11 protein-coding genes are annotated in these 12014 nt (G+C 68.2%); 7 read left to right on the top strand and 4 right to left on the bottom strand.

Features of this window, described 5'->3' with window-relative positions; all coding sequences use genetic code 11:
- Window positions 1-2 precede the first annotated feature (2 nt).
- A complete protein-coding gene (gene murQ / locus KBY97_RS03045; protein ID WP_255145201.1) occupies window positions 3-926 on the top strand; it encodes an N-acetylmuramic acid 6-phosphate etherase in 924 nt (307 codons plus the stop codon).
- Between the two features lie 64 nt (window positions 927-990).
- On the opposite strand, the gene KBY97_RS03040 is transcribed toward murQ, so the two are convergent.
- Window positions 991-1935 carry an S-methyl-5'-thioadenosine phosphorylase gene (locus KBY97_RS03040; protein WP_255145200.1) on the bottom strand — a complete coding sequence of 315 codons (945 nt, stop codon included), beginning with the start codon at window positions 1933-1935 and terminating at the stop codon, window positions 991-993.
- A 90-nt stretch (window positions 1936-2025) separates the two neighbouring features.
- Here KBY97_RS03040 and KBY97_RS03035 point away from each other — a divergent pair, with 90 nt between their 5' ends.
- Window positions 2026-2466, top strand: a complete 441-nt coding sequence (locus KBY97_RS03035) for a peptidylprolyl isomerase (protein WP_255145199.1) — start codon at window positions 2026-2028, stop codon at window positions 2464-2466.
- Between the two features lie 88 nt (window positions 2467-2554).
- On the opposite strand, the gene ribBA is transcribed toward KBY97_RS03035, so the two are convergent.
- Window positions 2555-4147, bottom strand: a complete 1593-nt coding sequence (ribBA, locus tag KBY97_RS03030; RefSeq protein ID WP_399217189.1) for a bifunctional 3,4-dihydroxy-2-butanone-4-phosphate synthase/GTP cyclohydrolase II — start codon at window positions 4145-4147, stop codon at window positions 2555-2557.
- A gap of 247 nt (window positions 4148-4394) precedes the next feature.
- Here ribBA and argC point away from each other — a divergent pair, with 247 nt between their 5' ends.
- A complete protein-coding gene (argC, locus tag KBY97_RS03025; protein WP_255145198.1) occupies window positions 4395-5471 on the top strand; it encodes an N-acetyl-gamma-glutamyl-phosphate reductase in 1077 nt (358 codons plus the stop codon).
- 7 nt (window positions 5472-5478) lie between these two features.
- Here the strand turns inward: argC and purN are convergent, their stop codons facing one another.
- A complete protein-coding gene (gene purN / locus KBY97_RS03020) occupies window positions 5479-6189 on the bottom strand; it encodes a phosphoribosylglycinamide formyltransferase (protein WP_255145197.1) in 711 nt (236 codons plus the stop codon).
- Window positions 6190-6196: 7 nt separating this feature from the next.
- On the opposite strand from purN, the gene KBY97_RS03015 reads away from it, so the two are divergent.
- The 3 genes from KBY97_RS03015 to KBY97_RS03005 are packed head-to-tail and all read left to right on the top strand — an operon-like array spanning window position 6197 to window position 9209.
- A complete protein-coding gene (locus tag KBY97_RS03015; RefSeq protein ID WP_255145196.1) occupies window positions 6197-6538 on the top strand; it encodes a DUF1257 domain-containing protein in 342 nt (113 codons plus the stop codon).
- Complete coding sequence (locus KBY97_RS03010) at window positions 6538-8280, top strand: M61 family metallopeptidase (RefSeq protein ID WP_255145195.1); 1743 nt, start codon at window positions 6538-6540, stop codon at window positions 8278-8280. Before KBY97_RS03015 ends, KBY97_RS03010 begins: the two co-directional genes overlap by 1 nt.
- Entirely contained in the window at window positions 8274-9209 is a 936-nt protein-coding gene (locus tag KBY97_RS03005) for an N-acetylmuramoyl-L-alanine amidase (protein WP_255145194.1), read from the top strand. Before KBY97_RS03010 ends, KBY97_RS03005 begins: the two co-directional genes overlap by 7 nt.
- Window positions 9210-9321: 112 nt before the next feature.
- On the opposite strand, the gene KBY97_RS03000 is transcribed toward KBY97_RS03005, so the two are convergent.
- A complete protein-coding gene (locus KBY97_RS03000; protein WP_255145266.1) occupies window positions 9322-10017 on the bottom strand; it encodes a helicase DnaB in 696 nt (231 codons plus the stop codon).
- Between the two features lie 373 nt (window positions 10018-10390).
- Here KBY97_RS03000 and KBY97_RS02995 point away from each other — a divergent pair, with 373 nt between their 5' ends.
- Window positions 10391-11992 carry a glucose-6-phosphate isomerase gene (locus tag KBY97_RS02995; protein WP_255145193.1) on the top strand — a complete coding sequence of 534 codons (1602 nt, stop codon included), beginning with the start codon at window positions 10391-10393 and terminating at the stop codon, window positions 11990-11992.
- The last annotated feature ends 22 nt before the right edge of the window (window positions 11993-12014 follow it).

Raw genomic sequence — 12014 nt, 5'->3', positions numbered from 1 at the left:
CGGTGGCCACCAACGACCGCGGTCACCTGCTCACCGAACAGCCCAACCCCGCCAGTGCCGCGCTGGATCAACTGGAAACCCGCGCGATCGTTGAACTGTTCTGCGAAGAGGAGCGCTGCTCGCAGCTAGCGGTGGCGGCGGCAGCACCAGCGCTCAGCGCCGCCACCGACGCGATCGTGGCCCGGTTGCGTTCAGGCGGACGGCTGTTCTACCTGGGTGCCGGCACCTCCGGTCGCCTGGGCGTGCTCGATGCCGCCGAGTGCCCCCCCACCTTCTGCAGCCCACCCGAGCTTGTGCAAGGCGTGCTCGCCGGGGGGGCGCCGGCCCTCCTGCGCAGCTCCGAAGGGCTGGAAGACCGGGCCGAAGCCGGCCAGGCCGATCTGGAGGCAAGGGGCTTCTGCAGCGCCGATGCCCTGGTGGGGATCGCCGCCGGCGGCACCACTCCCTATGTGCACGGTGCTCTCCGCCATGCGGGCGGTCTCGGCGCCCTCACGATCGGCATGGCCTGCGTGCCCACGTCGCAGGCGCCGATGCCCTGCGACATCGACATCCGCCTGCTCACCGGCCCTGAACTGGTGACCGGCTCCACCCGGCTCAAGGCCGGCACCGCCACCAAGATGGCGCTCAATATCCTCTCCACCGGCGTGATGGTGAAGCTGGGCAAGGTGCACGGCAACCGCATGGTGGATGTGGCGGTCACCAACAGCAAGCTGGAAGACCGGGCCCTGCGCATCCTGCGGGATCTGGCTGGGGTGGAGCGGCCCCGCGGCATGCAACTGCTGGAGGCGGCGGGCGGATCGGTGAAGCGGGCCCTGCTGATGGCGGCCACGGATCTGGATGCCGCCGCCGCGGCGGCGGCCCTGGATGCGGCCGGCGGCCATCTGCGGCGCGCCCTTGCTGCCCTCGGTGCCCAGCTCAGCCACTGAGCGCCGTGGGGCGGCAGCCGGGTGGGTTGGTTACGGCCTTGAGTACGGCTTCGCGATGGCGTGGCTACGCGGGCGTTTCGGCGGGTTCGAAGGGGCCCCAGTAGGGGGCGGTGAGCAGGTCGAGCTTTTCCCGCGTCTCAGCCGGCACCCGCTCCTTTGGCGTCATCAGGGCATTGCGCAGGGCGCTGTGGGCGCTGCTGGCGGGGCGCTGGGCGGCGATGCGCTCGGCTGCCACCTTCACCACCTGTTGCGCCAGCTGCGCATTGGCGTGCAGGTTCTGGATCACCAGCTCCACGCTCACCGAGGCATGGTCGCTGTGCCAGCAGTCGTAGTCGGTGACCATGGCCAAGGTGGCGTAGGCGATTTCCGCCTCCCGCGCCAGACGGGCCTCGCTGTGGTTGGTCATGCCGATCACCGAACAGCCCCAGCTGCGATAGAGGTTGGATTCAGCGCGGGTGGAAAAGGCCGGACCTTCCATGCAGAGATACGTGCCGCTGCGGTGCAGTTGGCGGCCGGCCGGCATGAGGCTGTCGGCCACATCAGCCAGCAGGCGGCTGAGGCTGCGGCAGAAGGGATCGGCAATGCCCACATGGGCCACGGCGCCGTTGCCGAAGAAGCTGAGCGGCCGTTGGTGGGTGCGATCGATGAACTGATCGGGCACCAGCATGTCGAGCGGGCGCAACGGCTCCTGCAGCGACCCGACCGCTGAGCAGGAGAGGATCCAGCGCACACCAAGGGAACGCAGGGCCCAGATGTTGGCCCGGTAGGGCACTTCGGTGGGGGTCAGGCTGTGGTGACGGCCATGGCGCGCCAGGAACACCACCTCCAGGCCGCCGAGCCGGCCCAGCCGCAGGCTGTCCGAGGGGGCACCGAAGGGGGTGTCGAGCGAGAGCTCCCGCACATCCTCCAGGCCCTCCATGGCATAGAGGCCGCTGCCACCGAGGATGCCGAGCCGGGCGCCGGACAGATCGTGACCGGAACCGTTGGAAGCGGGAGCGGTGGCACTCATGAGGTCAGGGGTGAGGGGGTGATCCCCGAGCGAAGGGTGGGGCTCTGTTCTACCTGAGATTGGATAAAGTCCGTTTTTCCCAAGCCTGCCGTGACCAAAGCCCAGATGGAAACCGATGCCGGCACCGTGGAACTCGAGCTGTTCGACGTTGATGCTCCCGCAACGGTGGCCAACTTCGTGAAGCTGGCCGAAGCCGGCTTCTACGACGGCCTGGCGTTCCATCGTGTGATCGACGGCTTCATGGCCCAGGGCGGTTGCCCCAACACCCGTCCTGGCGCGGCGGGTGCGGCGGGCACCGGCGGCCCCGGCTACAAGATCCCCTGTGAGATCAACAGCCGGAAGCACCAGGCCGGCACCCTGTCGATGGCCCACGCCGGCAAGAACACCGGCGGCAGCCAGTTCTTCCTCTGCCACGACGCCCAGCCCCACCTCGATGGGGTTCACACTGTGTTCGGCCAGGCCTCGAACGTGGATGTGGTGCTGGCCATCCGCAAGGGCACCAAAATCAACAAGCTGACGATCCTGGCTTGAATGCCTCTCTCTGGCCGGGTCGGCCAGTCCGCGACCCAACGGCGCGGCCTGGTCGATCCGGTTCCCTGCCTCAGCTCACTGCCGCAGCTCACTGCCAGCGCAGCAGTGAACCGGGTTGGCGGGGCAGGGTGGGGCCGTCCTGGCGCAGCTCCAGCAGCGGGCGCAGCTCCGGCTCCAGTGTGGCGCTGGGGTGGCTGCTGCGCTGGGCGTCGGGGGTGAGCAGCAGGGTGATCGCCCTGCTGCCGGCCCACTCGGCCAGCAGGCCCAGCAAAGCTGTGAGGTCGCCGCGGCCAAGCGCATGGCCGTCGGTGGAGGCCAGCAACAGGGCCAACTCCGGTTGCTGCAGCAGGGCCAGCAGCCGGGGGTGCTCCTCACGCCGCAGGTCGAGGCTGCGCTGCTGGGCCCAGGCGCGCAGCTGGGGCCAGTGTTCCGCTTCGGTGCGGGCCGGATCGTTGCCGCTGCCTTGCCAGGCCAGCACCGCGGTGAGGCCGAGGGTGGTGGGCTGGGGAGGCTCGACGCCCGGGGGCTGCATCAGCAGGTGCCCCAGCTTCAGGCGCTTGGTGCTCAGGTAGGCGGCGTTGTGCAGGCCCGCATCCATCTCCAGCGGCACGCGGTCGTCGACCTGCAGGCCGTAGCCGCCCAGCCCGGCGATCTTGCGCGGGTTGTTGGTGATCAGGCGCAGCCGCTTCACCCCCAGATCACTGAGAATCTGGGCGCCCACGCCGTAATTGCGCAGGTCGGCGGGGAAGCCGAGGCGCTCATTGGCCTCCACGGTGTCGAGGCCGCCATCCTGCAGGCTGTAGGCCTTGAGCTTGTTGATCAGGCCGATGCCGCGCCCTTCCTGGCGCAGATACACCACGATCCCTTCGCCGGCGTCCTCGATCATGCGCAGGGCGGCTTCCAGCTGGGGGCGGCAGTCGCAGCGGAGGGAACCGAAGGCATCGCCGGTGAGGCATTCGGAGTGCACCCGCACCAACACCGAGCCGGTGGAGCGTTCCGGGTTGCCCTTCACAATCGCCACGTGTTCACTGCCGTCGTGTTCGTTGCGATAGCCGATCGCCCGGAAGCTGCCGAAGGCGCTGGGCATCAAGGCTTCCGCCTGGCGCCGCACGAACCGTTCGGTGGTGAGGCGATAGCTGATCAGATCGGCGATGCTGATCAGCCGCAATCCGTGCTGGCGCGCATACGTCTGCAGTTGGGGCAGGCGGGCCATCGAGCCATCGGGATTCTGGATCTCGCAGATCACGCCGGCGGGATAGAGGCCCGCCAGGCGTGAAAGATCCACCGCCGCCTCCGTGTGACCGGCGCGCTTGAGCACGCCGCCACGCTTGGCGCGCAAGGGGAAAATGTGACCCGGCCGGCGTAGATCGTGGGGCCGGCTCTGGGGATGAATCGCCACCTGAATGGTGCGGGCCCGATCGTCGGCGGAGATGCCGGTGGACACACCGTTTTCGGGGCCCGCATCCACGCTCACGGTGAAGGCGGTCTGGTTGCTGTCGGTGTTGCGATCCACCATCAGCGGCAGTTCGAGCGCATCGAGGCGCTCCCCTTCCATCGCCAGGCAGATCAGGCCCCGGGCTTCGGTGGCCATGAAGTTGATCTGCTCCGGGGTGGCGAACTGGGCCGCGCAGATCAGATCACCTTCATTTTCGCGGTTTTCGTCATCCACCACCACCACCATTTCGCCGTTGCGAATCGCCGCCAAGGCATCCGCCACGGGATCAAACCGGATGGACGGTTCTGCAGCATCGCCGCCTCCCACCTGCGCCGCTGGCGATGACGCCTCAACGCTGCTGAGATCGTGGAGCGGGCCGGAACGGAGAGCCAGGGGACGGGAACCATCAACGTTCATTCTCCACCAGCGCACCTGCGCTCCGTGGAGAGATCACAGGACGACCAGTACGCTTTCCCCTCCCAATTGCTACCGCATGGCTCCGATAGAACCAGCCCGGCGCGTGGCCGTGATCGGCGCCAGTGGCTATGGCGGTCTGCAGAGCCTGAGGCTGCTGCACGACCATCCCCACCTGGAGGTGACCTTTCTGGGGGGAGAACGCAGTGCCGGCAAGCGCTGGAATGCGATCACGCCCTTTCTGCCGCTGGCCAGGGATCTGGTGGTGCGCGTGCCTGAACCCGACGCGATCGCCGCCGAGGCGGATCTGGCGGTGCTGAGCCTGCCGAATGGCCTGGCATCGCGCCTGGTGCCCGATCTGCTGGCCCGCGGGGTGAAGGTGGTGGATCTCTCCGCCGACTACCGCTACCGCTCCTTGAGCCAGTGGAAAAGCGTGTATGCGGCCGAAGCCCAGGAGCATCCGCGCCACGACGACGCCCTGTGCGAAGAAGCGGTGTACGGCCTGGTGGAGTGGGAGCGGGACGCGATTGCCGGTGCCCGGCTGGTGGCGGCCCCCGGCTGTTTCCCCACGGCCAGCCTGTTGGCACTGATGCCGTTCCTCAGCCAGGGCCTGATTGAAACCAGCGGGATCATCATTGATGCCAAAACGGGCACCTCCGGAGGTGGCAGGGCCGCCAAGGAGAACCTGCTGCTGGCCGAGGCCGGCGAAGCGGTGGCCCCCTATGGCGTGGTGGGGCATCGCCACACCAGTGAAATTGAGGAATCGGCCAGCCGCGCGGCCGGGCAACCGATCCGGCTGCAGTTCACCCCCCACCTGATGCCGATGGTGCGTGGTCTGCTGGCCACCGTCTACGGCCGCCTGCGGGATCCCGGCCTCACCGCCGCCGATTGCACCACCCTGCTGCAGGCCGCCTACCGCCAGAGCCCCTGCGTGGAGGTGCTGCCCGTGGGCACCTACCCCTCCACCAAGTGGGTGAAGCAAACCAACCGCGCCCTGCTGTCGGTGCAGGTCGACCCGCGCACCAGCCAGCTGATCGTGATGTGCGCCATCGACAACCTGGTGAAGGGCCAGGCCGGACAGGGGGTGCAGTGCCTCAACCTGCTGGCGGGGTTGCCCGCCTGCACCGGCCTGCCGCTGCTGCCCTTCTATCCATGACGACCGTTTATCCCTGAAGCCCAGCCGTTGGCAGATCGTTAGGACAGCACGACTGCCGAGCGGCCAGTGCCAGCCGCTCGGCGGCCAGTGCCACCGCCAGCGGCAGGATGCGGTGCTCCTGCTGCTGGATGCGGGCCGCCAGGCGGGCGTGGTCGTCGCCGGGGCACACCGGCACCGCGGCCTGGACCAGGATCGGCCCCCCATCCACTTCGGCGGTCACCAGGTGGGCGCTGCAGCCCGCCAGGGTCACCCCCGCGGCCAGCGCCTGGCCGATCGCATCCACGCCACGGAAACTCGGCAGCAAGGAGGGGTGGATGTTGACGAGGCGCTGCGGAAAGGCCTCGATCAGCACCGGGGTGACGATCCGCATCCAGCCGGCCATCACCACCACATCCACCCGCGCCTGCGCAAAGACCTCGATCAGGGCGCCATCGAGCGCTTCGCGGCTGCTGAACCGGCGGTGATCGAGCAGGCGCCAGGGAACCCCCAGCCGCTCCGCCCGCTCGATCGCCCCGCAGCCCGGCATGTTCACCACCAGCACCTCCGCGCTGGCGTTGAGGGCGCCGTGGCGGCAGCTGGCCACCAGCGCTTCAAAGTTCGAGCCGTGGCCAGAGGCCATCACCCCCAGCCGCAGCGGCGGGTGCGCAGCCGGCCAGGGCTGTGGCAACGGCCACTGGATGCCGGCGTTCTCGTCGCTATGGTCTGCCGCAGCAGGCATCGGGTTCATGTCCCACCTTTCCATCCTGCCAACGGTCGTGAGCGATCTCGATCACTTGGTCGTCACCCTTGAGGAACTCGGTGCGAGTCCGCAGTTCGGTGGGGTGCTTCAGGGCTTCAGCGACGAGCAGGTGCCGGTGGCTGTGAAGGTGCACCTCGCCGGCGACCAGCTGGGCTGGCAGCGCCAGCGCGACGGCTCCCTGGCCGTGGTGGGGGATCTGCAGCGTCTCAGCCGCTCCCTCGATGTGCAGCGGTTCCTGGCGGCGGTCACCCGCAGCTACGCCGCCCGCGTCGCCGTCGCCCAGGCGCTGCGCGAGCTGCCCCAGGCTCACGTTCACCTCGCCGGCTGATGCCCTTGGATCCGGTGGAGCTCACACTGGATCTGACGGCATCTCGCCAGCATCTGATCCGTTGTCGGCTTCGCTTCACCCCCACCCACCAGGCGATGGAGCTGCGGCTGCCGGTGTGGACGCCAGGCTCCTACCTGCAGCGCGATTACGTGCGCCAGTTGCAGAACCTGGAGCTGCTTCAAGCTGGGGAGGCAGTGCCGCTGGTGAGGCGTGAGCCATCGGTGTGGACCGCCCAGCTCGAGCACTTGCTGCCAGTGGAGGTGCACTACGCCGCCATGGCCACCGAGCTCACGGTGCGCACCTGCCACCTCGACGACGACCACGCCAGCCTGGCCCTGGCGGCCCTGGCCCTGCAGGTGAACGGGGCGCGCTGGGCGCCCCACCACCTGCAGCTGCTGTTGCCCGATGGCTGGCAGCCGTTCGTGCCGCTGCCGTTTCTCAACGGGCCCAGCGAACATCGCTGGATCGCCGACAGCTTCGACCAGCTGGTGGATACCCCGGTGGAGGCGGGACCGCACCGCTGGCATGGGTTCGTGGTCCACGGGGTGCCGCACCGTTGGGTGTGCTGGTCGGCGGTGGGGGGAAACCCCGATCCGCTGCTGGAGCGCCACCCGCAGCTGCTTGACGACGTGGCCGCTGTTTGCTCCGCCTGCTGCCGGCTGATGGGTGAAGCGGCTCCGGCCGCTCCCTCGTACCTGTTTGTGCTGCACCTGCTGGAGCGCGGCTTCGGTGGCCTTGAGCACGACAACGCCACCGTGCTGCAGTACGGCGTGGAGGAGCTGGCCAAGCCTGGCGGCTACCGCAGGTTTCTCCAGCTGGTGGGCCATGAATACCTGCACCAGTGGAACGTGCGGCGGCTGCGGCCGGCGGAGCTCACCCCGATCGACTACGACCGCCCCACAGTCGTGCCCAGCCTCTGGTTCGCCGAGGGGGTAACCAGCTACTACGACCAGTTCCTGCCGCGGCTGGCTGGCATCGGCACCGACGCCGGCCTGCTGGACGACCTCGGCGCTGAGATCAGCCGCTACCTGCTCACCCCCGGCCGCCTGCTGGGCCAGACCCTGCGCCAGAGCAGCCAGGAAGCCTGGGTGAAGCTCTACCGGCAAGACGCCTACAGCGGGGACAATCAGATCAGCTATTACCTCAAAGGTGCCGTGATGGCCCTTGTGCTGGATCTGCGTCTGCGCCGGGCTGGGTCGTCTCTGGCGGTGGTGCTGCGCGAGCTGTGGCAGACGCGCGGCCGTTGGCGACGGGGCTACAGCGAGGTCGATCTGATCGACGCCTTCGGCGCCCAGCTGCCCGCGTTGCGCGATCAGCTGCCGGCCTGGCTCGATGGGCTGGAGGATCCGCCCCTGCACGAAGCGCTCGGCAGCGTGGGCCTTGTGCTGATGCCGCACCCGGACAGCGCTCCAGCCACCGGTCTGCTCAGCGCGGCGTCCGCATCGGGCCTGAGCGCCCAGAAGGTGGCACGCCACAGCCCGGCGGAAGCGGCGGGCCTGTGCGTGGGCGATGAGCTGATCGCCCTGGATGGCTGGCGGCTGCGCAAGCCCGGCGATCTCAGCCAACGGCTGCAGGAAGGCCACAAGCACACCCTCACGATCGGGCGTCACGGCAAGCTGCGCGCCCTCACCCTGCAGCCCACCACGCCGGCAGTGAAGAGCTGGAGCCTGCAGGTCGATCCCGGCTGTTCAGCGGCGGCGCTGGCCCTGCGCGAGCAATGGCTGCAGGTGGTTCCGTGTTGAACCACGTCCGCACCCTGGTGGTGCGCGCCCGCCAGCTTGCACCCGAGCGGGGCGGCGCGCTGGCTCTGGCTGCTGCAGCTGTACTGGGTCTGGGCGGGCTGGGCTGGGTGGGCCGTGAGATCTCTGCCAGCAACCCCTCCAGCCAGACCCCCTCCTTGCTGGAACTGCTCGAGCAGGTGGGATCGCCCCGCGCCGGCCCTTCAGCCCCCGCCACCACCGTGGCTCCCAAGGCCCGCCCCGCTCCAGCTCCACCGGCGCACGACCGCTGGGTGAGCCCCCTGCGCCGCCAGTGCACGGCCGATCCACAACTGAGCCGCCGCCTGGAAGCGATGGTGGCCGCTCTGCCAACAGGGATGCAGCGCCTCACCATTGATCCCACCAACTACGGCAGCCGCTTCCGCAGCGATGCCTTCGGCAACCCAGTGAATCCCACCCCCCGCGTGGTGGTGCTGCACGAAACGGTCTACGGCATGCAATCGGCGGTGCAGACCTTCCTCACCCCCCACCCCCGCGATGAAGACCAGGTGAGCTACCACCTGATGATCGGCGAGGACGGGCAGGTGGTGCAGACGCTCGATCCCGCCTATCGCGCCTTCGGCGCCGGCAACTCCGCCTTCAACGGCCAGTGGGTGATGACCAACCCGAATGTGGGCGGATCGGTGAACAATTTCGCCCTGCACCTGAGCCTTGAAACGCCGCTGGATGGGGAAGATGCCGATGCCCAGCACAGCGGCTACAGCGCCGCCCAGTACGACGCCCTGGCGGTGGTGCTGACCGACTGGATGCGGCGCTTCCAGATCCCACCCCAGAACATCACCACGCACCGCTATGTGGACCTCGGTGGGGAGAGGGCCGATCCCCGCAGCTTCCTCTGGCCGGAGTTGCAGACGCGGCTCGCGGCACTCGGCATGCTCTGCAAGGCCAGCTGAAACCTGTGGCCAGCGGAGCTGGCAGCAGAGCCATCCGCTAGATGTCACTGACTGGAGGCCACCGGCTCGGGGCAACTGGCTGTCGAACGCCTCCTGAAGAGCTGGAAACGGCTCAGATCAGCGGTGAAAACTGGGGCCGGCGCTCGCTGTAGATGAGGGCGTGGAGGGCAGGATCCTGCATGTAGCTGAGGATGCGCGCCGGATAATCCAGCTTGCCGTTGTGCAGATAGGCCAAGGTGGCGAGCGCCTTGGCATCGCGCGGCCCGGCGCTGGCTTCCAGGATGCGGTTCGAGGGGAAGCCCAGCAGCGTGGAGAGGCGGTGGAACTTGCCCACCAGCAACTGCACGTTGCGCTCGGGGATGAGCAGCTCCCGCCGCGCGGCGGCCCGCTCCTCCGGACTGGCATCCGGGCTCAGCAGCCCCTGATGCACGAATTCATCAACCCCCAGCTGAGCGGGGCCGTGCGTCTTGAACAGGCCGGAATCGGCGGCCATCGGCAGATCTTCGCCCGGTTTCGCCCGTTGAATCTCATCAAACAGCACGGCGGCTACCAGCATCGGGTTCACACCAAGCCGCCGTGACTCGCTCACGATCACCGGCTTCAGCTCCTCGATGCGGCTGAAGGTGTTGGCCCGCAGCGGTGTGAGCTGATCCATGCCATGGGTGAGCAGCTGGGCCAGCTTCGGCTGGGGCCCATGCACCCCGAAGCGGCGCTGCAACTCGCGCAGCTCTTCGGGGGTGAAATCGACCGGATTGGGGCGTAGTCCGTTGACCGCGAGCTTGGCGGGCTTGCTGTTCGGGGCTCCAATGCTGGTGTTGAGACCGGGCTCCACCAACAGAGCTACCGACGGCGCATCCGGATGCCGCACCGTGGACACCAGCCCGTTGAGCAGGCCCAGGGCGAAAACCCAGCTGGAGGCTCGCAGCAACGCCGGTGTGCGAAGGGCGCCAAGCGGAACGCGTAGCTTCACGGCAGCCTTCAAACCGGGTTTTGGAATGAATTGTGAAATATAACTCTACTGGCGTTGTCTTGCTCCTCCCAACGCTTGGGCCGTTTGTGTGGCCGTCCATACAAATCCGCCTCACGGGTGTTCCGGCTCACGGCGATCGGCCCTGTCACGGTTCTACGGGCGATTCCACCGATAGGTTCATCGCCAGAACCTGTCACTTCCACCAGGGCGCATGACGACGTTTCCAGACTTCAAGCCCCAGGCTTCGGCGGAACAGTGGCAACGGTTCTGTTCGCTGCTCTGGCACCACGAAGGGCTGGGGATGTGGCTGGATGTGAGCCGCATGGCGGTGACCCCCCAGCATCTCGAGGCTCTGACCCCCGCCTTCACCGCCGCGTTCAAGGCCATGGAGGCGCTGGAGGCGGGCGCCATTGCCAACCCGGATGAAGGGCGCCAGGTGGGCCACTACTGGTTGCGTGCTCCACAGCTGGCGCCTGAGCCAGCCATCGGCACCCACATCCGCCAGGAAATCGACGGCATTGAAGCCTTCGCCCAACAGGTGCTCTCCGGCGAGGTCCAAACGCCGGGCCTGACACCCTTCACCGATGTGCTGTGGATCGGCATCGGCGGCTCCGGCCTTGGGCCGCTGCTGATCCTGCGGGCGCTGGAACAGCAGGGGCAGGGCCTGCCCTTTCATTTCTTCGACAACGTCGATCCGCAGGGGTTCAGCCGCACCCTGGCTGGCCTTGGCGAGCGGCTGCGCACCACCTTGATGGTGGTGGTGAGCAAATCGGGCGGCACGCCGGAGCCGCGGCTGGGCATGGAGCAGGCGCGGGCCCGGCTGGAGGCGCTGGGCGGCAGCTGGGCCGATCAGGCAGTGGCGGTCACGATGACCGGCAGCCAGCTCGACCGGCTGGCGGTGGAGGAGCGCTGGCTGCGCCGCTTCGACATGTTCGATTGGGTCGGCGGCCGCACCAGCATCACCAGCGCCGTGGGCTTGCTGCCGGCCGCCTTGATCAACGCGGATCTGCGCGGCTTCCTGGCCGGTGCCGCCGAGATGGATGTGGCCACCCGGGTGCCCGAGCTCACCGCCAATCCGGCGGCCCTGATGGCGGCGGCCTGGCACGTGGCCGGCAACGGCAAAGGCCACCGGGACATGGTGGTGTTGCCTTACCGCGACCGACTGGAGGTGTTCAGCCGCTACCTGCAGCAGCTGGTGATGGAGTCGCTGGGAAAACGGCTCGACCGCGACGGTGAACCCGCCCACCAGGGCATCGCCGTGTACGGCAACAAGGGCTCCACCGACCAGCACGCCTACGTGCAGCAACTGCGTGACGGCATCGACAACTTTTTCGTCACATTTATCGAAGTGCTCGAAGACCCCAGCGACGTGCCGCCCCTGCATGGGGACCATCCGGGCGACTACCTGGACGGCTTCCTGCAGGGCACCCGCGCCGCTCTCTCGGAAGGGGGACGGCAGAGCATCACGCTCAGCATGCGGCGCTTCGATGCCCGCCTGCTCGGCGCCCTGGTGGCGTTGTTCGAGCGGGCGGTGGGGCTCTACGCAGAGCTGGTGAACATCAACGCCTACGACCAGCCTGGCGTGGAGGCGGGCAAGAAGGCGGCCGCCGTGATCCTTGACCTGCAAAGCCGGCTGGAGGCGGTGCTGGCCGATGGCAAGTCCCAGGATCTGGCCAGCCTGCAGCTCCAGCTCGGCATCGACAGCCCCGAGCCGTTGTTCTGGATCCTGCGCCACCTCTGCGGCAATCCCCGCGGCTATGTGGCCAGCGGCGATTGGGGCACCCCCTCCTCCCTGGTGTTTCGCCTTTCCTGAGCCATTGGCTCTGGAGGCAGGA

Source organism: Synechococcus sp. ATX 2A4, from assembly GCF_024346375.1.
Taxonomy (GTDB): Bacteria; Cyanobacteriota; Cyanobacteriia; order PCC-6307; family Cyanobiaceae; genus MW101C3.
This window is presented reverse-complemented; position numbering and strand designations above follow the sequence as displayed.